19 protein-coding genes, 1 tRNA gene and 1 pseudogene are annotated in these 25,053 nt (G+C 70.1%); 4 read left to right on the forward strand and 17 right to left on the reverse strand.

Annotation, left to right across the window (positions count from 1 at the left end; translation table 11 throughout):
• Nucleotides 1-101: 101 nt before the first annotated feature.
• Nucleotides 102-809: pseudogene (locus B7R21_RS20535) on the reverse strand (FhaA domain-containing protein); the annotation flags it as partial.
• A gap of 198 nt (nucleotides 810-1,007) precedes the next feature.
• Here B7R21_RS20535 and B7R21_RS00480 point away from each other — a divergent pair.
• Nucleotides 1,008-1,094: transfer RNA gene (locus B7R21_RS00480), tRNA-Leu, on the forward strand.
• Between the two features lie 168 nt (nucleotides 1,095-1,262).
• Nucleotides 1,263-1,565, forward strand: coding sequence for a helix-turn-helix domain-containing protein (locus tag B7R21_RS00485; RefSeq protein WP_116281287.1), 303 nt, complete (start codon nucleotides 1,263-1,265; stop codon nucleotides 1,563-1,565).
• Between the two features lie 24 nt (nucleotides 1,566-1,589).
• On the opposite strand, the gene B7R21_RS00490 is transcribed toward B7R21_RS00485, so the two are convergent.
• Complete coding sequence (locus B7R21_RS00490; RefSeq protein ID WP_116281288.1) at nucleotides 1,590-2,258, reverse strand: peroxiredoxin-like family protein; 669 nt, start codon at nucleotides 2,256-2,258, stop codon at nucleotides 1,590-1,592.
• Between the two features lie 65 nt (nucleotides 2,259-2,323).
• On the reverse strand, nucleotides 2,324-3,001 hold the full coding sequence (locus tag B7R21_RS00495) for an HAD hydrolase-like protein (RefSeq protein ID WP_116281289.1): 678 nt from the start codon (nucleotides 2,999-3,001) through the stop codon (nucleotides 2,324-2,326).
• A 91-nt stretch (nucleotides 3,002-3,092) separates the two neighbouring features.
• Between B7R21_RS00495 and B7R21_RS00500 the strand changes: the two genes are divergently transcribed.
• Complete coding sequence (locus tag B7R21_RS00500) at nucleotides 3,093-4,274, forward strand: SLC13 family permease (RefSeq protein ID WP_116281290.1); 1,182 nt, start codon at nucleotides 3,093-3,095, stop codon at nucleotides 4,272-4,274.
• 394 nt (nucleotides 4,275-4,668) lie between these two features.
• Here the strand turns inward: B7R21_RS00500 and nucS are convergent, their stop codons facing one another.
• Complete coding sequence (nucS, locus tag B7R21_RS00505) at nucleotides 4,669-5,364, reverse strand: endonuclease NucS (protein WP_116281291.1); 696 nt, start codon at nucleotides 5,362-5,364, stop codon at nucleotides 4,669-4,671.
• 70 nt (nucleotides 5,365-5,434) lie between these two features.
• Nucleotides 5,435-6,769 carry an MFS transporter gene (locus tag B7R21_RS00510; RefSeq protein ID WP_116281292.1) on the reverse strand — a complete coding sequence of 445 codons (1,335 nt, stop codon included), beginning with the start codon at nucleotides 6,767-6,769 and terminating at the stop codon, nucleotides 5,435-5,437.
• A gap of 67 nt (nucleotides 6,770-6,836) precedes the next feature.
• Here B7R21_RS00510 and B7R21_RS00515 point away from each other — a divergent pair, with 67 nt between their 5' ends.
• On the forward strand, nucleotides 6,837-8,045 hold the full coding sequence (locus B7R21_RS00515) for a LacI family DNA-binding transcriptional regulator (protein WP_116281293.1): 1,209 nt from the start codon (nucleotides 6,837-6,839) through the stop codon (nucleotides 8,043-8,045).
• Between the two features lie 132 nt (nucleotides 8,046-8,177).
• Here the strand turns inward: B7R21_RS00515 and B7R21_RS00520 are convergent, their stop codons facing one another.
• From B7R21_RS00520 to B7R21_RS00575, 12 genes are all read right to left on the reverse strand, one after another.
• Complete coding sequence (locus tag B7R21_RS00520) at nucleotides 8,178-8,657, reverse strand: LpqN/LpqT family lipoprotein (RefSeq protein WP_172591994.1); 480 nt, start codon at nucleotides 8,655-8,657, stop codon at nucleotides 8,178-8,180.
• Nucleotides 8,658-8,720: 63 nt separating this feature from the next.
• Nucleotides 8,721-9,848, reverse strand: coding sequence for a WXG100 family type VII secretion target (locus B7R21_RS00525; RefSeq protein ID WP_116281295.1), 1,128 nt, complete (start codon nucleotides 9,846-9,848; stop codon nucleotides 8,721-8,723).
• 82 nt (nucleotides 9,849-9,930) lie between these two features.
• Complete coding sequence (locus B7R21_RS00530; protein WP_116281296.1) at nucleotides 9,931-10,197, reverse strand: WXG100 family type VII secretion target; 267 nt, start codon at nucleotides 10,195-10,197, stop codon at nucleotides 9,931-9,933.
• Nucleotides 10,198-10,333: 136 nt separating this feature from the next.
• Entirely contained in the window at nucleotides 10,334-10,540 is a 207-nt protein-coding gene (locus tag B7R21_RS00535; RefSeq protein WP_116281297.1) for a hypothetical protein, read from the reverse strand.
• Between the two features lie 71 nt (nucleotides 10,541-10,611).
• Entirely contained in the window at nucleotides 10,612-15,189 is a 4,578-nt protein-coding gene (locus B7R21_RS00540) for an FtsK/SpoIIIE domain-containing protein (RefSeq protein WP_116281298.1), read from the reverse strand.
• Nucleotides 15,190-15,192: 3 nt separating this feature from the next.
• Nucleotides 15,193-15,969, reverse strand: a complete 777-nt coding sequence (locus B7R21_RS00545; RefSeq protein WP_116281299.1) for an FHA domain-containing protein — start codon at nucleotides 15,967-15,969, stop codon at nucleotides 15,193-15,195.
• A complete protein-coding gene (locus B7R21_RS00550) occupies nucleotides 15,966-17,600 on the reverse strand; it encodes a serine/threonine-protein kinase (RefSeq protein ID WP_116281300.1) in 1,635 nt (544 codons plus the stop codon). The genes B7R21_RS00545 and B7R21_RS00550 overlap by 4 nt, the downstream gene beginning before the upstream one ends.
• Complete coding sequence (locus B7R21_RS00555) at nucleotides 17,597-19,102, reverse strand: FHA domain-containing protein (protein ID WP_116281301.1); 1,506 nt, start codon at nucleotides 19,100-19,102, stop codon at nucleotides 17,597-17,599. The genes B7R21_RS00550 and B7R21_RS00555 overlap by 4 nt, the downstream gene beginning before the upstream one ends.
• Nucleotide 19,103: 1 nt before the next feature.
• Entirely contained in the window at nucleotides 19,104-19,970 is an 867-nt protein-coding gene (locus tag B7R21_RS00560) for a PP2C family protein-serine/threonine phosphatase (RefSeq protein ID WP_116281302.1), read from the reverse strand.
• On the reverse strand, nucleotides 19,967-21,319 hold the full coding sequence (locus tag B7R21_RS00565) for an RDD family protein (RefSeq protein ID WP_172591995.1): 1,353 nt from the start codon (nucleotides 21,317-21,319) through the stop codon (nucleotides 19,967-19,969). Before B7R21_RS00565 ends, B7R21_RS00560 begins: the two co-directional genes overlap by 4 nt.
• Nucleotides 21,316-23,718, reverse strand: coding sequence for a transglutaminase-like domain-containing protein (locus tag B7R21_RS00570; RefSeq protein ID WP_116281304.1), 2,403 nt, complete (start codon nucleotides 23,716-23,718; stop codon nucleotides 21,316-21,318). The genes B7R21_RS00565 and B7R21_RS00570 overlap by 4 nt, the downstream gene beginning before the upstream one ends.
• Entirely contained in the window at nucleotides 23,718-25,004 is a 1,287-nt protein-coding gene (locus B7R21_RS00575; protein ID WP_116281305.1) for a DUF58 domain-containing protein, read from the reverse strand. The genes B7R21_RS00570 and B7R21_RS00575 overlap by 1 nt, the downstream gene beginning before the upstream one ends.
• Between the last annotated feature and the right edge of the window lie 49 nt (nucleotides 25,005-25,053).

Below are 25,053 nucleotides of genomic sequence, written 5' to 3' on the forward strand. Positions count from 1 at the left end.
AGCGGGGCGGGAGCCGGCAGGGCGGGAGCCGGCAGGGCGGGAGCCGGCGAGGATCGGGCAGGAGCCGCGGAGGCGGCGACGGCGGGAGGAGCATCAACTCTGCGGGGAGCGGGCTGCTCGGCCTCGGCGAAGGCCTGCACGTCGGAGGCCTGGGCCAGAACCCGGAACACCACGCGGGTGCGCCCGATCTGGATGACGGAATCCGGTTCGACAACAGCTCGGCTGACAGCCTGGCCGTTCAGCTGCGACCCGTTCGTCGAGTCGAGGTCCCGCACCTCCGCACGCCTGCCATCCCAGAGGATCTCGATGTGCTTGCGGGAGATACCGGTGTCTTCGACGGTGATGTCGGCCTCGCGGCCACGGCCGATGACCGTGCGTGAGCGGGTGATCGGGTAGCGCTTGCCCGCGACATCCAGAACCGGAGCCCAGACGACGTCGCGCTGCACCGTCGAACTCTCGATCTCGAGCAGTCCCGCGCTCAGGCGCGGCTGCTCGACCAGCGTGACACTCACGCTGCCGGCGAACTGGAAGCCCTGCGCGCCGGCATGCTTCTGAACGACCTGCGTGAGTTCGTCGACAAGGGTCGGGCCGAGGCTCTTCATACGCTGGAAGTCGCTTGAACCCACCAGCACGCGAAAGCTGTTGGGCACGAGGATGCGGTCGCGTGAGACCACGGCCGCCTTGGTGTCGAGCTCCCGCTTGAGGGCGGAGCTGATCTCAACCGGCTGCAGCCCCGAGCGGAAGGTCTTGGCGAACGCGCCGTTCACAGCGCGTTCGAGACCTTTCTCGAAGTTGTCCAGTATTCCCACACGTCTCCCAATTTCTGTGTGCCCGACGGTGCGCCGTGTACGAGGTGCCGGCATGAATGCTACGACAGATAGTACTGGCCATACGTGTTAAAGGCCTGCAGTGAGTATCTTCTGGTCGATCTGTGACCTGTGGACGAGAGGATGCCCGGTCTGCTCGTTTTCGGATTCGGCCGCATCAGTGCTAATCTCGCTGAGTTGGCGCGAGTGGCGGAATTGGTAGACGCGCACGGTTCAGGTCCGTGTGTTCGTAAGGACGTGGGGGTTCAAGTCCCCCTTCGCGCACCAGCACTGAAGAAGGCCCCCGACCGGTGTATCCGGTTCGGGGGCCTTCTTTTGTCGGGCCGGGCCACGCCCGCGCCGCCCTGAACTGAAAAAGGCCAGGATTACCGAGGTTCAAACGCCTCAGGTGCGGGCGCTCTGGCTGCAGAGTGGTCGGGCCGGTAGTCCTGAGGTATGGCCGAACCCCACTCCGAAGCGGCGCGCCTCGTCGGTGAGCGCATGAAGGAGACGCGTCAGCGCCTTGGGCTGAGCCAGGAGGATGTGGCCGAGCTCGCCGAGATGCACGTCACGAACGTGGGCAAGATCGAGCGCGGCCAGACCAACCCGAGTCTCTCGACGATCGTCGCGTTGGCGGGGGCGATGAACGCCGATCCCGGGGTGTGGGTGACCGGACTTACCACGGACATGATCCCGGGTCGGACGCACAAGTTCACCGCCGCCGACCTCATCCGCGAGCAGAAGCGCCGCCAGGGCTGATCCGCGGCTCTTCTGCCTGCCGCCTCAGACCCGGGCGCCCGCCAGCGCCTCGAGGATCGTCGAGACCTCGGTGCGCGTGGTGTAGTCGACGTGCACGTCGGCGAATCGCACCGTGCGGTCGGCGTCGACGATGAGCACCGTCGGGAACGGGATGTCGCCGGTGGCGTCCGCGTTGCTGTCGGCCACGTCGAAGCCGAGCGCGGTGTGGGCTGCGCGGGCGTCCGCGGTCGGTTCGGTGAGCAGGCCGAGCTCTCGCACGAGCACGTTCGAGGCGTCGGAGAGCACGGGGAACTCGAGCTCTCCGCCCTCGACGGCAGCCCGCGATCCATCCGGAGTCTGCGGGCTGATGGCGATGAGGCCCACACCCTGCTCGCGGAGGGCCGGCAACAGGTCGCGCTGGTAGGTCTTCAGGGTGAGGTTGCAGTACGGGCACCAGGCGCCACGGTAGAAGACGAGCACGGCCGGGCCGCTGCCGATCGCGGCCTGGAGCGACGTGGTGCCGCCGTCGGGGGTGACGAGCTCGGTGTCGGGCACGGTGTCGCCCACGGCGACAGCGTCGGCGGGGACTCCGTTCGCGATGAGTGCGGCCTGCTCGGAGGCGAAGACGGCGGAGAGGTCGGGGCCGATCTGGGCCTCGAAGCCCTGGTTGAATTCGGTGACCTGGGCGGCAAGGGTGCTGGGTGCATTCGACATGGGTCGACACTACGTCGGCGTTTCCTCGGAAACCTGTGCCGCGTAACCCGGCGTCACACTGGACGCTAGATCAGCAGGGCGCGCAGCTGGTCGACCGAGTGAACCACCGCGATGGCCCCGGCCGCCTCGGCGGGGGATCCGTAGCCCCACTCGACCATGATCGGCGGGACACCGTGAGCGGCCGCACCCTCCATGTCGTGGATGCGATCCCCCACGAGCACCAGGTTCGACAGGTCGACGCCGGCCGCACGCAACCGGGCCAGTGCCTCATCGATCACGTCGGCCTTCGCGCTGCGGGTCTCATCCTCGCTCGCACCCGTGATGACCACGAACGCGTGTTCGAGCCCGAGGTGTTCGAGGATGCGGTGCGCCTGCACCTCAGACTTGGAGGTGGTGATGGCCAGCGGGATCCCGGCCTTGTGCAGGAACTTCACCAACCCGACCATGCCGGGGAAGGTGACCGCGTCGTCCTGCGGGCCTTCGCTGGCAGCGAGGCCGCGGTAGATGTGCAGGGCCTCGAGCGCCTCCGCCTCGTTCATGCCGGCCACGAGTTCGAAACCCTCGAGGATGGGCGGGCCGACGAACTGCACCAGGTCTGCGGGCGGCGGAACCGGACGCCCGAGCGCGAGGAGCGTGCGCGAAAGCCTGCCGATGATGCCGGGAGCCGAATCGGTGATGGTTCCGTCGAGGTCGAAGAGGATGCACGACCACGGTTTCTGGGGTGCGACAGGTGTGTGAGTCATCGCCCCACATCCTACGGCGCGCATGTAAAATCGTCAGATCGAGACCACTGCATCCCCCCGTCCACGGTGCGCGAGACCGTCGGCCACGGGCATCCTGAGCCTCGCACTCGTCGTTGCCGCAGCTGTGGTGATCGCCACCGGTGTTCTGCCAGCGCCGGACACTGCTGCGCTCGCCGACCGCGTCGTTCCGGTGCTCGGCTTCGTCGCGGCGATCACGATCGTGACCGAGCTGGCGGCGGGGGCGGGGTTGTTCTCGGTGCTCTCCGGGTGGCTCGCGAGGCGCGGCGGCCGCCGGGTCTGGATGCTCTGGCTCTTCGTCATCGTGCTGGCGACCCTGAGCACGATCTTCCTGTCGCTCGACACGACGGCGGTGCTGGTGACGCCGGTTGTGGTGCTGCTCGCACTCGATGCCGGACTGCCGCCGATCCCGTTCGCGCTCGCGACGGTGTGGTTGGCGAACACGGCGTCGCTACTGCTGCCGATCTCGAATCTCACGAACCTGCTGGCAGCGACGAAGATCGCGAGCGTCGCGCCTGCCGGGTCGAGCGTCGATATTGCGTCGCCATTCGGTTTCGCGTCGATCGTGTGGGCGCCCGCCCTGGTGGGCATCATCGTGCCCGTCGTGCTGCTGACTCTGCTGTTCCGCCGGCAGCTCCACGGCACGTATCGGGTTCCGGAACGGGCATCCATCGACGACCGGGTGCTGCTCATTGTGTCGGCCGTCGTGGTGGTCGTGCTGCTGCCGCTGCTGGTGTCGGGGCTGCCGGTGTGGATTCCCGCGACCGGGGGCGCGGTCGTGCTGGTTGCGGTCTTCGCGCTGCGGCGGCCCTCGGCGCTCGGCGTGGGGCTCATCCCGTGGGCGCCGGTCGGCATCGCGGCGGGCCTGTTCGTGCTCGTCGAGGCGGCGCAGGTGCACGGGCTGGGTTCGGTGGTGGGGGCGGTCGCCGGATCGGGTTCCTCGTTCCCCGCCCTGCTGCAGCTGGCCGGTCTCGGGGTGGTCTCGGCAAACGGTATCAACAACCTCCCGGCGTACCTCGTGCTGGAGCCGGCCGCGGGGTCGCCGGTGCGGCTCATCGCGCTGCTGATCGGGGTGAACCTCGGGCCGCTCATCACGCCGTGGGCGTCGCTCGCGACCCTGCTCTGGCACCAGAAGGTGGTGTCGCAGGGGGTCACGATCCGTTGGGGCCGGTTCATGCTGGCCGGTCTGGTGGCGGTGGTCGTCACGGTGCCGCTGGCCGTGCTGGCGCTCTGGCTTTCGGCCGGCGCTCCCTAGCACTCCCCCTTCTGTTTCTATGCTGCCGACTTTCCCGTTTGCGCGGCAAATTCGACGCTGCGCCGCGCAAACGGGAAAGTCGAAGTCGGAGTGCTGGCGTGCGGTGAGGCGCGGGGTGGGTGCGGGTTGGCGCGGAAGCGGCGGTGCGGCGCGGGGTGGTGCGGCGCGGGGCGCGGAAGCGGCGGTGCGGCGCGGGGTGGCGCGGAAGCGGCGGTGCGGCGCGGGGTGGCGCAGGATGGCGCGGAAGCGGCGGTGCGGCGCGGGGTTGGGCGCGGCGCGGAAGCGGGGTCGGGTGGGGCGCGGCGGCGTGTACGTCGCGCCCCACCGTCAGTCGGGGCCGAGCGTTTGTGGCGACAGTTCCCCCACGGTGCGCCGCAGAGGCGGCGGCGCACAATCAGAACAGCCGCGAGTCGCTGTCGTCGAGGCCGCGCATGGCGTCGTAGTCGAGCAGCAGGGTGCGGATCCCGCGATCGTGGGCGAGCGTTCGTGCCTGCGGTTTGATCTCCTGGGCAGCGAAGATGCCGGTGACGGGGGCGAGGTGCGGATCGCGGTTCATCAGCTCGAGGTAGCGGGTGAGTTGCTCGACGCCGTCGATGTCGCCCCGGCGCTTCAGCTCGACGGCGACCGCGGCGCCGTTCGCGTCGCGGGCGAGGATGTCGACCGGCCCGATCGCCGTCATGTACTCCCGGCGCACCAGCACGTGGCCGTCGCCGAGGAGTTCGATCTGTTCGGCGAGGAGCTTCTGGAGGTGGGCTTCGACGCCGTCCTTCACGAGCCCGGGGTCGACCCCGAGGTCGTGCGACGAGTCGGTGAACACCTCGTGGATGGAGACGACGAGAAGATCGGCCGTTTTCGCGTGGGTGACCTTCCAGAGCTCGGTGATGCCGGCATCCCGCTGCTCGACGTCGGGTTCCATCACCTGCAGGGTGCACGGCGGGCTCATCCAGTTGAGCGGTTTGTACGATCCGCCGTCGCTGTGCACGAGGATGCTGCCGTCGTTCTTCAGCATCAGCAGGCGGGTGGCGAGTGGGAGGTGGGCGCTCAGTCGACCGGCGTAGTCGACGGCGCATCGGGCTATGACAAGTCGCACACAGCGAGTTTAGGCGGTACGCGTGAGCGCCGTGGGCGGTGCGCCGGTCCGGGCCGGGCAGCGGGGAGCGTCAGCCGCGCGCGAACCGGCCGGAGCGCTCGCGGGCTGCCGGGGCGGCGAAGGCCGCGACGATCAGCAGCACCAGAATCACGTACAGGGCGTTCAGGATGCCGAACTGCTGCCCGAGGAATCCGATCAGCGGCGGGCCGGCGAGGAAGGCGAGGTAGCCGATCATGGCCACGGCGCTGACGCTCGCCGTGGCCTTCTCGGGGTCGTCGGAGGCAGCCGACATGCCGACAGGGAAGCCCAGCGAGGCGCCGAGGCCCCAGAGCACGGCGCCGACCACGGCCATCCAGAGACTCGGAGCGAGGATGAATCCGAGCAGGCCGATTGCGCCGATCAGTGCCGACCAGCGGAGGATCGGCACCCGGCCGAATCGGTCGAGGACGGGGCCGCCCGCGACCCGGCCGATCGTCATCGCCGCGACGAACACGCCGAACACGATGGCGCCGGTGGTGTTCGACTGGTGGTGACCGTCGACGGTGGCGATGGCGAGCCAGTCGTTGGCGGAACCTTCGGCGAAGGCCATTCCGAGCATGATCAGGCCGATCAGCAGCAGGCGGGTGTCGGCCCAGACGGCGAGGCTCTCGCGGAGGCGCTGCTTCAGCGGGAGCTTGGCGCTGTTGCCTGTGCTCGTGCTCACGCCCGCATTCGTGCCGGCAACCGCGCCGGCGCCCGTGCCGTCTGCTGCCGCTGCGATCTCCGCCTCGGTCTCGACGTGCTGGGGGAGGAAGCGCACGGCGACGATACCGATCAGGGCGATGAGCGCAGCGATCACGGTGAGATGCCAGATGACAGGCACCGCGAGGGCGGATGCGGCGGCGCCGAGGGCCGCGCCGACCACCGTTCCGAGGCTGAAGAAGGCGTGCATCAGGGGGAGGAGGGTGCGCCCGATGGACCGCTCGGCGGCGGCGCCCTCGAGGTTCATCATCACGTCCATGGCGCCGTTGCCGAACCCGAGCACGGCCAGGGAGACCATGCCGAGGGCGAGTTCGGGAACGAACGTGGCGGTGATGCCGATGCCGGCGAGGCCGAGCGCAACGAGCACCATGCAGAGCGCGATGCCGGCGCGGGGGCCGAGGAGGTGCAGCAACTGCTGCGAGGCGACGAGGCCGAGCACGGCGCCCACGGCGAGACCGAGGATGAGCAGGCCCACCTCCGAGGTATCGAGGCGGAGGTCGTCGCGCACCGCGGGCAGACGGGAGACCCAGGTGGCGATCGCCAGGCCGCTCAGCGTGAAGATGACGAAGACGGCATTCCGCCACGCCTTCAGGCTCACGGATGCCGCGGCCTGGCTGAGGGGAACCGTGAGGTTCGGCGATGCGGGCTCGGCCGACGGTGACATGGGGCGTAATTCCTTGCTGTGACAGGAATCGAATCGATTCGATTCCGTTTCGACTACGCTAGGGGATGTGAGTGCAAACAATCAACCTCACCCCGATGACGGACCGGATTCGGGGCCCTCTGCAGCTCCCTCCGGCGCATCGTCGGTCGAGCATCCGCGGGCCACGCTCGCCACCGTCGCGAAACGCGCGGGCGTGTCGGCGTCGACGGCGTCGATCGCGTTCAGTGGGGTCGGCTCCATCTCGGAGGCGACCCGCGAACGCATCCTGAGAGCCGCCGACGAGTTGCGCTACTTCGGCCCCGACCCCCGGGCGCGGTCGCTGCGGCAGGGGCGTTCGGGGATCGTCGGTGTTGTGCTCGAGGATCGCGTCATCCACTCGTTCCGCGACCCGATGACCATCGCGGTGCTCGACGGCATCTCCCAGGAACTCGGGAACGAGAACGGCGGGATGCTTCTGCTGACCTCGACGGGCGTGGGCGAGTCGAGCATCCAGAGCGCCGTGTTCGATGCGGCGGTGTTCCTCGGCTGCAGCCCCCGGCTGACCCGGTCGATCGAGGTGATGCGGCAACGGAACATTCCGATGGTGGCGATCGAGGCGCAGCATTTCGACGGCGTTCTGAGCGTGGCGCTCGACAATCGTGAGGCAGCGACGCGGCTTGCGCAGCATGTGTATGACCTGGGGCACCGGGATGTCGCGGTCGTGACGCTGCCGATGGACGCGGTGCGGGAGCTCCGTGCGCTGACCGACGAGATCGTGGCGCACGCGACGACGGCGGTGTCGATGGAACGGCTGGGCGGCGCGCGCGAGGTGTACCCGGGGCTCGGTGGGTATGTGGCGGCGAATTCGGCGAGCGACGACGGGTTCGCGGCCGGGCTGCTGGTGCTGGGTGGTGCGGGCGATGGGGGCGGTTCGGGCGACGTGCGTGCAGCCGGGGCGGCCGGCGCGGATGTCGCGGGCGGGTCTACACGCGCGGGCGACGAGTGGAGGCGGCCGACGGCCATCATCGCGCAGAGCGACCTGCTTGCGGTGGGCGTGATCCGGGCGGCCGAGTCGCTGGGGCTGAAGGTTCCCGGCGATCTGACGGTGGTCGGGTTCGACGGCGCACGGATCGAAGGCCTCAGCGACCACGACCTGACGACGATGGTGCAGCCCGCGACGGAGAAGGGCCGGGCCGCCGGGCGTGCGGTGACGGAGCTGCTGTCGGGCGGGCATCCACCCGACGCCCACTTCACCTGCGCCCTGCACGTGGGCACGACGTCTGCCCCGCTCGCCTGACGGCACCCGCCCGCGCCCCCGCGCCCCGCGCCCCCCGCACCCAAATCGAGTGGGCAGTTCGGGCCCCGAGCACGCCCGTTCACGGGCCCGAACCGCCCACTCGATTGAGGCGGGGGGGAGGGGAGCCGGGGGTCAGGGGCGCGCGAGGGCGGCCGAGGACTGGATGTCGCGGAGCTCGCCCCAGAGGGTGGTGGCCTGCTCGCCCGTGGCCGTTGCCGTGATCTGCACGAGGTCGGTGACGGGTCCGTTCTCGATGACGGCGATGCGCACGCCCTGCATGAGGGTGCCGACGCGGGCATCCGTGTAGCTGAACTCGATGCGGAAGCCCTCGCCTCCGAGCACGGGGAGGGTGTCACGGCCGAGCTCGACGACACCCTCGATCGATGTGACCTGCGCAGTGACCTCCGCGGTGGCCTGTTCGAGGGTGTAGCCGGCTCCGAACCGCGAGACGGCGACGATCACATTCGGACGGAATTCGCCCGACGGCGCGGCGCGTCCGGCGGCGATGACCGCCCCTGCCGCGCCGAATGAGGCCCAGTCGTCGGGCAGCTCGAGGCTGATCGACGGGTAGGCGGGGGCGGAATCGCTGGGGAAGACGAGGGTGGATGTCACGGTGAGACCTTTCTTGCGGGTGGAGGGGAGGGAATGCGAGCAGGGTGCCGGCGAAACCACCGGCTAGAAGCCGAAGATGTCGCCCACGTTGTCCACGAGGTCCTTCGGGCTGAAGGTGAGCTCCTGCGAGAAGCCACCACCGATGCCGAAGGTGACGCCGGCGTCCCAGCCGAGCTGGACCTTGTCCCAGGTCACGTCGGCGTCGAGGTTGGCGTGTGCGCCGATGCCGGTGCTGACTTCGTAGCCCACCTTCTCGCTGATCCCACCGACGGTGATCGTGCCGTCTGCGCCGACTTTCGCGCCGGCGAACACTTCGCCGCCCGCGTTGACTCCCGCGCCCTGCGGTCCGATGGTTCCGCCGGCGTTTCCGTCGACCGCCGCGCCGCCGAGGGCGTTGATGTTGCCGCCGAGGCTGCCGAAGTCGTTCAGCTTCACGTCTCCCGTGGCGTTGAACTCCTCGCCGACCATTCCGCTGGCGTCGGACTTCGCGTAGTACTGGCCGTCTTCCGTGACGCCGGCGTGGGCCCCGGCGTCGCCCTTCACGCCGTCGAACCGGTCGACGCTGCCGCTGCCGACGATGTCCCCGGCACGGAAGGTGCCGTGCGCTTCACCGCCGACACCCCATCCCCAGCCCGCCGTCGCACTGTGGTCGGTGGCACCGTTCGGGCCGTAGGTGGTCTCTGCGTTTGCGTGGCCCGTGCCGTTCTCGACGTAGAGCGAACCGCCGCCGGCAGCGCCGTCGCCCTTGAGGGGCCCGGTGGTTCCCCACGAGATCTTGTCAGGGGTGATGCGGATGCCCCCGGGCAGTGTGGCGGAGGGAGTGCCCGATCCGGGGCCGGAGCCCGGCGCTGAACCCGATCCGGAGCCGGTGCCGGAGCCGCCGCCCGCCCCGCCCGCCCCGCCCGCCCCACCCACCCCGTCTGTCGAGGCCGCGTTCTGTTCATCGGCGTTCCGCAACAGGTCGGCGCTGCCGGCCGAGAGCGCGCGGATCGCGGACTTCAGGCTCGCGGTGTGCGAACCGTTCCAATCGCTTCGGAAGCCCTGGGCATCCGGACCCTGCCAGGCGTGCGCGGCGTTGACGTTCGTCGTCAGGGTCGACGTCAGGCCCGCCAGGCGGGTCGCAGCCGTATCGAACTGCTGTGCAAGGGTGCGGAGGGATGCGACATCCGCTCCGTAGAAACCACCGGCCATTCCAACCACTCCTTCTGTCTTTCGCCGAATCCGGAGACGACGAAGGCGGGGACCAACGATCGGTCCCCGCCTTCGGTCGGTGCTAGGCGTTCGAGGTTGCTTCCTGGTCGGAGGCGTTCTTCGCCGACTTCTGCGACGCGTCTTCGAGAGCGGCGATGACCTGCTTCAGCGCGGCGGTGTGAGTGGTGTTCCACTCGCTGCGGAAACCTTCAGCATCCGGACCGGTCCACTGCACGTTCTGGAGCGCGCTGGTCAGAGTGGTGAGGATCTGCTGCACCTGCTGCGACTGCGTGTTGAGCTGCTTGCTGAGTGAGCGAACCTGCTCGACGTCGAGACCCCATACGGCCATTTTTCTCTCCTTTGTTGGCGCGAGACCGGATGCTCCGGTTCCCCCTGAATCCTGTGAGGTTTTCTCTCACGTTTCAACAGTATGGGCGAGTGGCCGATTGGTCGATGGGGAGAACTCCCCATGCGCGGGATGCCGGTCAGAACCCGCCCGGGCCTGCGCCGTTGCCGCCGCCGCGATGGACGCCCGCGTCGAACTCCCTGCCGAGGGAGTCCTTCTGGCGGGGGAGATCGCGCGGATCGAGCGTCTCCTGGAAATCCTTCGCCCGGTGTTGGCGGATGATCAACAGCACCATGAGCGCGACAAGAAGTGCCGCGAATCCGACGGCGAACCAGAACAACATCATGAGAACCTCCTCAGGATCAGTTTCAACGCTAGCCCGCCCGGTGAGCGAAGTCCACTGTGATGGTCGGGACCTCAGGCGTTCGCGAGGGCGATCTGCACCTTCGTGACGCGGCCCTGATGCACGAGGAAGCCGCGGCCCGGCGGGAAGTCGGTGCGCTTGAAGCGCCCGAGGGACGTGCCGAGCAGGGAGTCCCCGTCGAGTTCCCCGGGCACCAGCAGCAGGCCGCGTTTGGCGGTCTTGAAGGGGCCGGCGAGGGTCCAGGCGCCCGACCAGGTGGAGGACTCGCTCTCGCCGATGACGAAGACGTCGTCGCGGAGGGCCCGCTTGACGAGGCGGTCGACGTCGGCCTCGAGGGGGGATCCGTTCAGCTCGCCGATGTTCTCGAAGACCAGCACGAAGTCGGCGGCCCCGAGGGTTCCCGCGTCGAGCTGGGCGGAGACGTCATCGGCGAAGGCCGAGAGCTGGGCCGGGTCGGAGATCGAGAGTGCCCAGAACGGCAGCTTCGAGAGGGTGGTGGGGCGCGGTGACACGTGAACGAGCCGCACGGCGGGGCGGGCCCGATGGATCGCCGTGGCGATGGTCGCGAGGGCGTTCGACCGGCCGCTGCCCGTCGACCCCGCGACCAGGAATCCGCCGCGCTGGGCGACTCCGAACGGGGCGAGATCCTCGTCGCGGAGGCCGAGGGAGGGGTGAGCGGATGCGCCGGGGCCGGCGAGCACGGGCAGCTCCGAGAGCGACACCGCGTCGGCGAGGCGGCCGACCGGGATGGCGGGTGCGACGCCCTGGCGGCGCATCGAGTCGGCGAGCCGCGCGATCTCGCGTGCCTGGATGGCGATGTTGGAGTCTCCGCCGAGAACGGCGATCTGCACTTCGTTGCCGGCCATCAGGCCGCGGCCGGGAGGTGAGACGGCAGAGAGGGCATCCTTCGGCGCTCCGACGAGGGAGTAGTCGTCGGGGTTGGCCATGCGCAGCACGATGCGGCGCTGGATGGTGGAGCCGAGCGAGGCGGGCACGGCGTTCGGGCGGTCGCCGGCGACGACGATGTGCACGCCGACCTGGCGGCCGTCGGTGGCGATCTGCGAGAAGACGGTGAACCACGCGGAGTGGCCGCCGAACTCGTACTGCTCGCGGAACGCTCCGATGCCGTCGACGAGCACGAGGATGCGCGGCTCGGCAGCCGCTCCGGGCTCTGACGCCATGGCCCGGTACTCCCCGATCGAGCCGGCCCGAACCGCCGCGTACCGGATGGACCGGTCATCCACCAGGTCGCGGAGCATGCGGAGCAGTCGGATGACACGTTCCTGGTCGTCGCCCGCGATGATGGCGCCGACGTGCGGCAGTTCTTCCAGCATGGCGAGCCCGCTGGAGCCGAAGTCGAGGCCGTAGACGTGCACGGGGCCACCGCGCGGGGTGACGGCTGCAGCGACAGCGATGCTTCTGAGGGTGGCGCTCTTGCCGGAGCCGCCGGTGCCGTAGACGGCCATGTTGCCGTCGCGGTCGGGCTCGTAGAAGACGGTCGGCTGGGCCTGGTTCTCGGGCTCGTCGATCACGCCGACCAACAGGCGTTCGTCGGTGCGCGGGTTCGGCAGGAGCGAGAAGTCGTAGACCGGTGCGAGTTCGTCGAGCCAGGGCTTTCGCGGCTGGGGGATGCGCGCGAGGGCCGAGGCGGCAGTGATCGACGTGACGAGGCGGGCGATGTCGTTCGGCCCCTGGTCGGTGAGGGGGGCGGCGTCTTCGGGCGCGGGGGCCTCCCACGCGACACCGGATCCGAAGTTCATCTCGACGATGTCGATGCGGGGCACAGGGGGCTCGTCGGTGGTCCAGCCGCCGGCGTAGCCCGTCTGGAAGGCGGCGATGCGGCCGGGCCCGGTCTTGGCGGCACCCCGGCCCGGGATGGACTGGTCGAAGTATGCAGCGCTCGGGTTGCCGAGGATGTCGCTGGAGTCGTCGGCGTCCGCCATCCGCAGGGCGATCCGGAGGTTGGTGTTGGCGCGCAGGTTGTCCTTGATGACGCCGGCCGGGCGTTGCGTGGCGAGGATGAGGTGAAGTCCGAGCGAGCGACCCCGCTGCGCGACATCCACGACGCCGTCGACGAACTCGGGCACCTCGTTGACGAGGGCGGCGAACTCGTCGACCACGATCAGGAGGCTCGGCGGGGCATCCGGGTCGCCGGTCTTCTCGAGCGAGGCGAGATCCTTGGCCTTCTTGCTGTTGAGGAGGTGCTCGCGGTAGCGGAGCTCAGCCCGGAGCGACGTGAGCGCGCGGCGCACGAGGTGCGGTGAGAGGTCGGTGACGAGCCCGACGGTGTGCGGCAGTCCCACGCAGTCGGCGAAGGCCGCGCCGCCCTTGTAGTCGACGAAGAGGAAGGTCGCGCGGTCGGGGGAGTGCGCGGCGGCCATGCCGAGCACCCAGGACTGCAGGAATTCGCTCTTGCCGGCGCCCGTCGTTCCGCCGACGAGGGCGTGCGGGCCCTGGCTGCGGATGTCCAGGTAGAACGGTTCGGTACCGGTGTGCCCCACCAACGCACGCAGATTGCCCTCTTTCGAGCGGCGGATGTGCGGGGAGCCGTCACGGCGGCTGATCGAGTTGTTCTCGCGCCACCGGTCGAGCACGGCATCCGGAGCCTCGGCGAGCTCGGTGCCCGCGAGGGCGAGGTACGAGACCGACTGGGGGAGGTCGGAGGCGTCGTCGATGGGCGCGCCGACGTCGACGACGGGGGCGAGCTGCTTGGCGAAGCGGTGGGCGAGAGCTCCGTCGACGACCTCGCAGACGACAGGGAAGGTGTTCTCTCCGAGCCTCACCTGTCCGGCGGTGGCACCCTCCGGCGTCTGTTCAATGCTGACGAAGCTCCGGCAGGCGGCGGGCAGGCTGCCGATCGAGGGGGCCGCCCAGACGATGTGGATGTTCGCATCCGCGCCGCGCTCGACGAGGCGGGTGAGGCGGCCGCGGTCGACGGGCGCGTCGTCTTCGATGACGAGGATGACCGCCGGCACGAGGGGCGGAACCTGTTCGTCCTTTTTCGCGGGCCCGCCCGCCGTGGCGCCGGCCGACCGGCTGGAACCGATCGCGACGCCGCTGACGGAGCCACCGGCCGGGCCGCCGGTGTCGACGGGCCCGCGGAGTGAGACGGCGTTGCGGGTGCGCCTGGCGACGAGTTCTTCGAGCCGTGCGAGCAGGGCGAGGCCGCTACCGGCGTTGTCGGTGAGGTGGTCGCCGCTCAGCGGACTGTGCGGCGACGAGGTGTGCGGCAGCCACTGCAGCCACTCCCAAGTGGCGCGGGAGGTCGGCGAGACAAGGGCGCAGACGACGAGTTCGGCGGGCGAGTGGAGGCCTGCCAGCTGGGCGACGAGCGACCGTGCCACTCCGCCCCGAAGCTCGGCGGGGCCGGCGACGCCGAGGGCGCCCGCGCTTCGCAGCTCGACGACGACCGGCACGTCGTCGATCACCGCGAACTGTTCGGCGACCTCCTCGAGCTGCGCCCAGTATTCGGGCAGGGAGTCGTTGTTCGAGGGCAGGCCGACCCGGTCGCGGCTGAAGGCGCGGCCGATGCCGAGCCGCACGGTGAGGAAGGCGTCGTGTTCGGGACGGTGGGTCCAGAGCGGTGACGAGAGGCGGAGGGCGGCCTCGACGGTGTCGGCGACGGCCGGTGCCTCGGTGAGGCGGACCGCCCGCTGCACGCGCTGGCGGTCGTGCAACCGGCCTACATAGGTGTTCAGCGACTGGGTGAACGCTCTGATCGCGTCCCGCAGTTGCCGCCGGGTGGTGATGCGATGGTCGACGTAGGTGCCGACCATCAGCAGGGGACTGAGGGCGACGAAGACGACACTCAGGAGCGACTGCGTGACGGCGAACAGCACCGCGCCCATGATGAGCGGTGCAACGAGGGCAATGATCGGGAAGCGCTGCGCCTGCGGCCGGGTGGGCGGTGCAGGCGCCGGGTATTCGGCGCCGGGGTAGCGCGCGACGACCCGCGGCGAACGGTTGTACTCGATGACCGGGGTGGAGGGCGCGGCTCCGCCGAGTCGTTGCAGCGGGATGACGCTCACTGCCGTGTCGCCGAGCACGACGACGTCTGCGGGGCCGAGCACGGTGCGGGCGACCTGCTCACCGCCCATCAACAGCCCGTTCGCGGAGTTCAGGTCGATGATCTCGACGTTCTCACCGATGTTGATGCGCGCATGGCGTTTGGAGACGAGAGTGTCGCTGAGGCGCACATCGATGCCGCGCTCGCGGCCGACGTGGCTGGATCCGAACGGCAGTTCGAACTCGGCACCCGCGTCGGGACCGCTCAGAACGCGCAGGGTCGCTGCCGCAGGTCCCCGGCCCTGGCCGCTCGAGAAATTGTCGCTGAACGGGCGGAGCTCGACGACGGAGCCGGAACGGAACCCCGATTCGAGGAGGTTCGACTCGGGGTCGAGCAGGCGCGGCTCACCGGTGGGGCCGGTGACCTGGAGCGTGAGGCGGCGGGGCCGGAGGGGAGCGGATGTGGCGGCTCCGGTCACCGCAGCGGCTCCGGCTGCGCCGGCGTTCAGCGGATCTGCGGCGAACAGCGCATCCGCGACGTTGCTCACCCGGGTGGTGGCGTCGGCGGTTACGGCGAGGTCGGCGGTGCTCCCACCGGGGCGCTGCAGGGTGATCTTGATTCGCACGGTCTACAGTCTCGCGTTCCGGTCGGTGGGGGTGGAGGATCCGGGTTCCTGCGGCTCGTCGAGAAGCGGAAGCTGGTCGCGCGTCACGATGCGGGAGAGCACGGCGTACTCGACCAGCCGCGCCCGGCGGTTCGTGGCGAGGGCGCCGACCCCGCCACGCAATCCATCGACGCCCGAGCGGGCGAGCTTGTCGCACACGTTGTCGAGCTTGCGGTTGAACCGGCTGATCGCCCAGCCCAGCCGTTCGGCAGCCGCGGCCGACGAGGGAATCTCGCTGGTTCCCGATCCGTCGCGTTTCAGCATCGGTTCCGCCAGGGCCAGGATCAGCAGCCTCTGCGACGACGTGAACGCGATCGCACCGAAGGTGGTCGCGCCGTCACCGTCGGGCACGGTCGAGGTGTCGATGAACGGGGGGAGCGAGGTGTGCACGGCGAACTCGTAGCTGGTCGGCCCCGCGGTGAAGACCACGGTGGTGAGCCGGAAGACGATCGGCAGTCGCGCACCCGGGGCGAGCCACGCCTGCACGCCGCCGGCCGAGTCGGACATCGACGCCGACAGCCGCGAACCCACGTTGTTCAGCCACCACAGGCCGTCGCTGAAGGTGATCTGCAGGAAGTGGCGGTGCAGGTACTGGTTGTCGTCGATGTCGAGGTCGGCGTCCCGCCCCACGGTGAACGCGGTGTCGGGGTCGAGGCGGTACCACTCGCCGCAGTACTCGACCGAGGCCTGGTTGGTGCCGGTCGGTGGATTCGTGTCGGGTGCCCGGTCTGTGCCGGTCACGGCAGGCACTTCGTCACGGGATCGGACGCGCGGCCATCCGTTCGACGGATGATGACCTCGATGCAGACCTGGCCCGATGCCGCAGCGGGAACGGTGACCGTCGGGTCGGTGACGCGGGCGAGCTTCGGTTCGACGCCCGGGCTCACGGTGCCCCAGAGAAAGACGTCGCCGTCTTCCGGTTTCGGATTCTGCCAGCTGAAGACGATCCCGGCTGCCGACGTCTGGGCGGCGATGCCGCTCACGGCGGGCACGCGTTCGGCCGGCTGGATGTCCACCGGAGCATCTGCGCTGGACGTGACCTGGGCGGCGGGACTGCCGCCTCCGGCGTTCAGGGCGAACACCACACCGAGAACGATGACGACCACGAGGAGGGCACCGCCGCCGATGAGGAGCGGGAGACGCGTGCGACGGGCTGGCGCTTCGGGGAGCGGCGCGTCGGCCCGGCTCGGCTGTTGGTCGCGGCGCACCGTCTCCTCGACGGGCGGGGCCGGGGCCATGGCAGCGAGTGTCGGGCCGGCAGCGGATGCGGGTGTGGAGCCGAAAGGGGAGCCCGCCGTGGGCAGGGCGCCCCGTCGCTCCACCGTCTGCTCGAGCGGCGGCTGCCGGGGCGTCGGCTGTGGCCGGGCTGGGGCCACGGGCGCGGCGGGGATGATCGGGGCACGTGTCGTGGAGGGCGCAACCGGGTCGATCGTGACGATGCCGCGGATGCGCGTGTTCCCGTCGTCCTCGTCTTCCTCCACCTGGGCGGGGAGCGCGTCGTCGAGCACATCGGCTGGCGTCACGCTGAGGCTCAGTTCGAGCTGCACCTTCTGCAGGGCGCGCGCGAATTCGAGGGCCGAGCCGTAGCGGTCGCTCGCCTTCTTGCTCATCGAGATGGCGAGAACCTGCTCTAGCGAGTCGGGAACGTCGGCACGGCCCGTCGGCTCGAGCCGCGAGTTCTGGATGCGCGCGATCAGGTCGAGGCCGGCGTTCGATGCCCCGGACTGTTCGAACGGCGACCGACCGGCGAGCAGGGTGTAGACCGTCGCTCCCAGAGAGTAGATGTCGGCAGCACGACCGCTGGTGGGGGTCTGGTCGAACACCTCGGGAGGCGACCAGGGGATCGACATTCCCACCGATTCCCGTTCGGCGCCCCCCACGAGTGCGACGGAGATTCCGAAGTCGGTGAGGGCGGGACGGTTGTATTCCGTCGTGAGAATATTCGCCGGCTTGATGTCCCGGTGCAGGATGCCCGCCCGGTGCGACGTCTCGACGGCGCCCGCCACCTGGATGCCGATGCGGAGCACCTCGGCGACACCGATCTTCTCGCGTCGGTACCGGGCTCCGAGGTTGGGCCGGGGGCAGTACTCCATGGCGAGGTACGGCCGGCCGTCGGCCGAGATGTCCGCTTGGTAGATGGTGACGATCGACGGGTGGGTCGAGAGCTGCGCCATCAGGTTGGCCTCCGCGTCGAAGCTCGTGCGGGCGTTCGCCGACAGGGTCTCGGGCAACAGCACCTTGATCGCGACGCGGCGGCGGGGCATCCGCTGCTCGTAGAGGAAGACGTCGGCGAACCCGCCCGATCCGAGCAGTTCGACGTAGCTGAAGCCGGCGATCTCCGGCGGGAGCGACGGCGGGCGGCGTGCGCTCACGAGAGGCCTTCGAAGGTGAGCGTGACGCCGTCCCCGATGTCGATGACGTCGCCTTCGAGCAGCAGCACCGGCTCGCGGGGGGTCAGGCGGGCCGGCGGAGTGCCCTCCCGGTGCAGCACCGAGCCGTTCGTCGTCTCAAGGTCGACCGCGAGCACGTGCCGACCTTCGATCCGTACTTCGAGGTGGTTGCGGGAGATGTCCTGTTCAGGGCTTGGGACGGTGACGAGAGTGGGCATCCGGTCAGCATCGACGCGGTTGGCGCGCGGCCGCCTGCCGATGATGATCGTGCGGTCGAGGGTGACGGTGTCTCCGGTGGAGAGGTGGATGCTGCCGTGCGCCGGGTGGTCGGCTGGGGCACTCGCGGTGGGGTCAGGTTCGTGGTCGTGGGTTGCGGCCGAGTCGCCGGCTCCGGATGTGGCGCCGCCGAGGCGGCGCATCGCGTCGAGTTCGGACACGGTGACGGTGAGTCCGTCGTGGTCTGTGTCGGTGTCGGTGTCGGTGTCGGTGTCGGTGTCGGTGTCTGGGTCTGCGTCGTGGTCTGGGTCGGCCTCGGTCGCGGGCGCCGGGGCAGGCGCGCCGATGGCGGGCGAGAAGCCGGGCACACGGTCGATCAGGCCAGTGGCGGGAGGCGCTGTCCAGTCGGCGGGTGCGGGTGGGGTGGGTGCTGTCGGGGTGGAAGCGGGCCCGGGCGAGGCGGTCGGTGCGGGTGGAGCGACCGGCGCGGCATGAGCTGTGGGCTGCGGCTCGGAGGCCCCGGTCTCGTCCTCGTCGTCGATCTCGCGCACCGCAGCAGATTCGACCGACTTGACGACTGTGGCACCCCACAGATGGTCGTATGCCTCGTCGGGAATGTCGGTGCGGGTGTCCTCGATCGCATCGGGAAGAAGTTCGTGCACCTCGTCGACCGTGGTCGGCTGGATGGGCTCGGCAGGCTCGACTGGCTCGACTGGCTCGGCGGGCTTGGCGAGTGACGCCAGCGTTGTGGTGGTCGTCGCAGGCTCGGAGATGGCCGGCGGCGCGGGTACCCCGCCCGTCGGCGGCACCAGCAGTACCTGCACCGCCTCGGCGAGTACCACCCCGCTCCGAATGCCAAGACCGTTCCGAGGCGCCTCGGCGCGAGCATCCGGAACCGAGCCTGCTGCACCCAGCAGGAGCGTCTCCGCTCCCGTGACCACGCGCTCGCTCCACGTGGTGATGTCCTTGCCCGACACCGTCAGCGGGGCGGCGCCCGGCTCGGTGACCGAGATGGCGAGGGTGCCGCGCACGGCAAGACGGACCTCGGCGCCGGAGAAGATCGCCACGGCGAAGGGCGGGATCGCGGCGAGGCTGGTGCCGAAGGCCTCCGTCAGGGACTCGAGTACCGCTCCGAGTCCGTGACCGCCGTCGAGAGCGGCCCAGACGGTGTCGGCGAGATCGGCAGGGAGGTCACCGGGCAGCAACGCCACGCCGTGGTCGCTCACGACGGCGAGCCAGGTTCCGGGCAGATAGGTCTGTCGGGTCATGTCAGGGCGCCTTTCCGGCGGAGAGCGGGGACCTCGGGACGGTGTCTTCGTCGGGTTCCCGGCGATTGTGCGTGTCGACGGGTGGGCCCGCGTGGCCGGGCTGCGGTGGAGCATCCAGAGTCGTGTCGAACGCATCGATCACGATCGCTGTGAGATTGTCGCGGCCTCCCCGGAGGATTCCTTCGCGCACGAGCCGGTCTGCGGCCACCTGCGGGTCGGCCTCCTCGCTGAGCGCCGCGAGGATGGCGTCGTCGTCGAGTTCGCCCGAGACGCCGTCGGAGCAGAGCAGGATCCGATCGCCGGGTTCGACGGGCACGAGCCAGTAGTCGGGCCGGTACACGCCACCCGCTCCGAGGGCTCGGGTGATGATGTTCCGCCCCGGATGAACGGCCGCTGCCGCACGGTCGATCTCGCCTTCGTCGACGAGTTCCTGCACGACGGAGTGGTCGACGCTGATCTGTTCGAGTGCGCCGGCGGAGAGGCGATAGGTGCGGGAGTCGCCGAGGTTGAAGACGAGCCAGTACGCCTCGCCCTCGATCTCGGAGATAGCGACGCCCGTGACGGTCGTACCGGCGCGGCGCTTGCCGCCCGGGAGGATGGCTGCGATGTCGGCGGCGGCCCGGTCGAAGGCCTGGCGCACCTCAGCGGGGCTCGCCGACGGGGCGCCGGACAGCGCGCGGAATGCATCGACGGCGAGAGCGCTGGCAACCTCCCCGGCATCGTGACCTCCCATGCCATCGGCCACGACGAAGATCGGTGCGCTGTCGAGCAGGGCGTCCTCGTTGGCCGCCCGGCGGAGGCCGACGTCGGTCGCCGAGGCCGAGCGGAGGCCGAGGGCGCTGAGCGAGAGCGATTCCGGAGTCGTCATCGTGCCGGCACCTCCACGACGGTGAAGGATCGGGTTCCGACCCGAACGATGTCGCCCGTCTGCAGGGTGGTGCGCGTGCCCGGGTGAAGGCGCGTGACGACGCCGTCCCGTTCGAGCCGGGTGCCGTTGGTCGAACCGCGGTCGCTGATCCACGGCGCAGGGTGCACGTCGAGGTGGGTCTTGGAGACGGATGCGCTGTCTCCCGTCACCCGCAGCAGCAGGTCGGCGGGGTTGCCGTTCGGTGACGCGGGGTCTCGGCCGAGCACGCCGGGCCGGTCGACGGCGAGGAGTTCACCGGTGTCGAGGCGGAAGGCGAAGGCGGTCGCCCGCGGGGCGGCCGGAGGGCTCAGGCGGGTGCTGTCGAGGTCGGTGTCTGCGGCAGGGATGGCGACGGGGAGGACAACGGGCTGGGGATCGGGTTCTGGCTCGGCAACGACAGGTTCCGGTGGCGCGAAGCCCGGCACGGCGGAGATGATCGGTGCGGGTGCGGGTGCGGGTGCGGGTGCCGGTGCAGGTGCAGGTGCAGGTGCCGCCGGACTCGCGGCGACCGCCACCGCCACCGCCACCGGCGCCGCGCCGACGAGCTCGCCGAGCCCGATCCGCAGTGGGTCGGGCCCGTGCGCCACATCGATCACCCGGATCTTCGCGATCCGGTCATGCCAGCCGCGGTTCTGCCCGGCAGGATCCCAGAGCGGCGAGAGGTACACCACGAGGCGGCCGACGCCGAGTACGAGCGAGCCTGCTGCCACGATCAGGGAGCGCACGATCATCCGGCCGAGCCCGGGGGTGGTGAACGAGTCCGATCGCACCAGGCGGAGACCGAGCATCCGTTTGCCGACGGTGTAGCCGAGGAACGCCTGCATCAGCAGCCCCGCCAGGGGATAGAGCAGAGAGCCCGCGACGACGACGACGAGCCGCCAGCCGTCGATCGCGATCGCGCCGGGGCGCGCAGAGGTGAAACCCCCGGTGAGGGCAACCACCGCGACAACGACCAGGGAGAGAAGGGTGGCGAAGGCGGCGTCGACCAGATAGGCGAGCACGCGGCGGCCGTAGTTCGCGCTCAGGATTGTCTCGGCGTGCAACGGAGCGACGACCGGGGTGGGCCGCCAGTCGGCTGCGGCCCCCGGTGGCGGGGAGGCGGCCGGGAGGGAACCGGCGTCAGGCAGGCCCGAAGGCAGCGAGCCGGTTGCGGGCTGCACCGAATCGAGTCCCAGCGCGGTGACCCGGCTGCGCGACGACACGGGCGTGCCGCAGGCCAGGCAGAAGGGAGCGTTCGCGGGCACGGCCGATCCGCACTGGGTACAGGGGAAGCTGCCGTCGGCCCGGGCCGCCGGAGTGATGCCGCTCACGACTGGTGGCCCCGGCGTCGGGCGGCGCGTCGTTCGGCACGCCGGGCCCGGAACGAGGCGAGCGAGGTGCGTGCCCGCAGGCGTCGCCAACCGCTTCGTGAGCTCCCCATACCCTTGACGATAGCCTCAACTTCGGCCCAGAAACCTTCAACATCTGCCGGTGTCGGTTCGCCGGGGCCGAATATGCCGTTGTCGGCACGTTCGGCGACGCCCACCACACCGACGGTCGGATACGCCTCAGCGAGAGTGCTCGCGGTCTCCCGGCGGGTCACTCCCACCGGCACGGGGGTGCCGAGGTCGCCGGCGCGGTCGACGATCTCGTCCCAGCCCCCGCTCAACCGGTCTGCGGCCTGCTCGGCGTTCCGGCGGCGCTTCCGGCGGCGCAGTTTCAGCGCCCCGACCACGAGGAGGGGTGTGAGCAGCACGAGGAGGAGCAGCAATCCGCCACCGGCCGCGTAGTACACGAAGACAGGGAAGCCGTCCTGCTGGGGCTGCTGGTTCTGGTCGGCATTGTCGGTGCGCACATCGGGTGGCAGATCTGCCGGCTCCTGCGGCGGGGGCGGCGGCTGCAGCACCTGGGCCTTCGGGTCGGAGCGCGGTTTGGGCGCCTCGGCCGTCGGAACCTGGTCTTTCGGCGGCGTCGGGTCGAAGGGCACCCAGCCCGCCTTCTGGAAGTCGACCTCGACCCAGGCGTGCAGGTCGTCGCCGGTGATCTGCTGGGCGGCGGATGCGCCTTCGTACTTCGCGGGATAGAACCCCATCACGACGCGGGCGGGGTAGCCGAGCTCCCGCGCCATGAGCGCCATCATGACCGCGTACTGCTCGTCGTCGCCCACCATCTGGGGTGCGGAGAGCATCGACGAGAGCCGTTCCTCGCCGTGGCCCGCGCGGGACGGTGACTCGCCCTCGAGGCCATGGCTGAAGAACCCGTTCTGGCTGAGAGACGTCGCGAGGTTGCGGATCTGGGTGAGCGGATCCGAGGCGTCCCCGGCGTAGTTCGAACCGAGTGAGCTGACCGCGTCGGCCACCCCCGAGACCTTCGGCATGGCGACGGGAGCGATGCTGTCGGTCTTGAGGGCGTCGTCGCTCGGGATCACCGGGATCGAGACATTCATCGAGTAGGAATCGCCCGTGGTGAGGCCGAGCGTGCTGAGACTGACGCCTGTCGCCGCGTTGTAGTGGAGCGAATTCGCCAGCTCCTTCGCGCGGCCGGTGTCTGGGCTGAAGGTCACCGCATCGACGGACCCGACGTCGGGCACCCACGGGCCGGTGAGGTCACCGACTGTCACGTTGAGCGTGGCGGGTGTCGTCGGCACGGTGCTGGCGTTCGCGGACGACGGCACCTCCTCGCTCACCCGTCGGAAGTCTCCGGATGCCGCCGACCCGTCGGCGGCCACGTTGTAGACGATTCCGTCGTAGGCGTCGAGAGTGGCGAGCCTCACCCTCGCGTTGTCGGGGAGGCCCTGCACGGTGAAGAGCACGTTCTCCTTGTCGTCGCGCACGTATTTGCGAAAGGAGACCAGCGGGCTGGCATAGGCGTGGATGTCGAGCGGCGGCTCGATCTGGTCGCGGAGGGCGTCGCGGGTGACGGGTTCTCCTGCGGCGCCACCGGCGACAGCACCGATGACCAGTGCGACGACGACCAGGCCGGCGCCGCCGGCGAGGCGTGTCGTTCGGAGACTCCGGGCCGCGGAGACCTGAGACGGATCCGCTCCGGCTGCATCCGGGGCAGAACCACTCCCAGCCGCGTAGCCGGGCCGGTTCCTCCGATCGGCCGCCAGTTCGGTACGCCGCACAGCCCACCAGCTGAGTGCGACGCCGATGAAGACCGCGCCCTGCAGCACGGGGAGTGCGGCATCCCGGGTGCCGAAGACGATCGCGGCGATGAAATATGCCGCTGCAGGCATGAGAGCCCAGGCCGCCCCGCGCCGGAACCGGAGCGCGAGGCTCAGGGTCAGAACCGATGCCACCAGGCTGAGGAGCAGCGGCACCACGAGCGTGCCCGGGAAGCCGCCGACCGGCGTCTGGAGGGTGAGCACGTCCTTCCAGGAGAAGACGATGCCGAGCACCAGCTGCCGGAGGGATTCGAGTGTGGGTACGACGCCCGCGATGGCGGCTGACGGCACCGCGAGCAGGGATCCGAACAGGAGGTAGGCGACCAGCGTGAGCGCGGTGAGGATGAACAGGTTGAGGCGGAATCGCGCTCCCACGGCAGCGATCACGGAGCCCAGAACGAGCCCACCGCCGGCCGCGAGCACGAAGCCGCTGCCGCCAAACGCCGGCGCGAAGCCGACGAGCCCCGACACCAGGAGCGCGAGCATCGCTGCGGAGTCCAGCGCCGGTCGCCAGAACGGCCGGGGCCGCGCGGGCGCCCGATCCGCCGCTCTCCTGCCGGCCATCAGGCGTTCACCCGCCGCAGAGCGGGGGCGAGTTCGGTGAGGTCACCGATCGTGAGAAGGGTGAGCTCCCCGATCATCCGCCGGCCGACCGGTGCGCCCGGTTGGCAGCGCACAGCGATGACCCTGACACCGAAGGGGAGTTGCACGGAGGCTTTCCGCATCTCGGTGGGCGTGACGGACGCACCGAAGAGCAGCACCGCGACCGAGGCGTTCGGCACCGCTTCGCCCGCCGTCTTCGCGAGGTGCACGATCGATTCCCGGCTCTGCCGCTGGTCGATGCCGGAGAGATCGTCGAGCAGGCGCCGCCCGGTCTCGGTGTGGAGGGTGCGCGACTGCACCATCACCGTGACGTCCCGCTCCTCGATGAGGGCCTGGATGCCGAGCGATCCGCACGACGAGACGGCGAGTTCGAACTCGTCGGGGTCGCCGTAGTCGGCCAGGCTGGTCGAGAGGGCCAGCGCGAGGTGGGAGCGCCGGGTCTCCTCGAACTGGCGCACCATCAGGGTCCCTGTGCGGGCACTGGTCTTCCAGTGGATGTTCCGCCGGTCATCCCCGGCCACATACTCCCGGAGCGCGTGGAACGAGACGTCGTCGTTCGAGAGGTCTTTGGTGGTCTGGCCCTCGAGATCGCGGATGAATCCGGCCGACGATCCCTCCAGGCGTACGGTTCGCGGATGCACGTAGAGCTCGATCGCGTCGGTCCACCGGATCTCCCGCCGCAGCAGCCCCAGCGGGTCGCCGCGCACCGACTTCACCGGGCCGACGTTCAGCACGGCACGGCGCGCGGTCGGGATGCCGAAGAGGTCGTCGTGCGAGGCCCCCGGCACGAGACGCGGCACGTGGAATGAGGCTAGTCCGGCTCCCACGGGCAGTTCGATGCGCGACGGCAGAAGCGCACGCGCGGAGTCGTTGCCGATCACGATGCTGCCGACGGCGCGAGTGCCGACGACGACACGGTTCGCCGCGAGGTTCAGTTCCACGGTGTAGGCCGACCGGCCGACCACGAAGACCACGGAGAGCGCGAGCACGGCGAAACTGGCGAACGCGATCACGAGGAGTTCCTGCCAGCCGAACGCCAGCCCCGCGACGAGTGCGGCCACTCCGGCGGCCAGCACGACCCAGCCGAACGGCGAGACGACCGACACGATGGGCGATGCGAGGCGTGCGATGGCCCGCCAGGCTGGTCGAGCGGCGGCCGCCGCCGGCCGGCCGATCCGCTCGCCCACGACCCGGCCGGCGACGCGCGCAGCAGCCCGTGAGCGGTCACGTGCTGTGCTCGGGGTCATCGGAAGTCTCCTGGAATGTCGGGGCGGTTGTGGTCGCGACAGCGCGAGA

Origin of the sequence: Subtercola boreus, assembly GCF_003399625.1 — a bacterium.
Lineage (GTDB): Bacteria > Actinomycetota > Actinomycetes > Actinomycetales > Microbacteriaceae > Subtercola > Subtercola boreus_C.

What these genes read in the sequence shown, in the direction of transcription:
- B7R21_RS00535 (WP_116281297.1), bottom strand. Translation starts at nt 10,540, where the DNA reads ATGATGTTGTTCTGGTTCGCCGTCGGATTCGCGGCACTTCTTGTCGCG.
- B7R21_RS00485 (WP_116281287.1), top strand. Translation starts at nt 1,263, where the DNA reads ATGGCCGAACCCCACTCCGAAGCGGCGCGCCTCGTCGGTGAGCGCATG.
- B7R21_RS00525 (WP_116281295.1), bottom strand. Translation starts at nt 9,848, where the DNA reads ATGGCCGGTGGTTTCTACGGAGCGGATGTCGCATCCCTCCGCACCCTT.
- B7R21_RS00570 (WP_116281304.1), bottom strand. Translation starts at nt 23,718, where the DNA reads ATGGCCGGCAGGAGAGCGGCGGATCGGGCGCCCGCGCGGCCCCGGCCG.
- B7R21_RS00560 (WP_116281302.1), bottom strand. Translation starts at nt 19,970, where the DNA reads ATGACGACTCCGGAATCGCTCTCGCTCAGCGCCCTCGGCCTCCGCTCG.
- B7R21_RS00530 (WP_116281296.1), bottom strand. Translation starts at nt 10,197, where the DNA reads ATGGCCGTATGGGGTCTCGACGTCGAGCAGGTTCGCTCACTCAGCAAG.
- B7R21_RS00495 (WP_116281289.1), bottom strand. Translation starts at nt 3,001, where the DNA reads ATGACTCACACACCTGTCGCACCCCAGAAACCGTGGTCGTGCATCCTC.
- B7R21_RS00575 (WP_116281305.1), bottom strand. Translation starts at nt 25,004, where the DNA reads ATGACCCCGAGCACAGCACGTGACCGCTCACGGGCTGCTGCGCGCGTC.
- B7R21_RS00490 (WP_116281288.1), bottom strand. Translation starts at nt 2,258, where the DNA reads ATGTCGAATGCACCCAGCACCCTTGCCGCCCAGGTCACCGAATTCAAC.
- B7R21_RS00555 (WP_116281301.1), bottom strand. Translation starts at nt 19,102, where the DNA reads ATGACCCGACAGACCTATCTGCCCGGAACCTGGCTCGCCGTCGTGAGC.
- B7R21_RS00510 (WP_116281292.1), bottom strand. Translation starts at nt 6,769, where the DNA reads ATGTCACCGTCGGCCGAGCCCGCATCGCCGAACCTCACGGTTCCCCTC.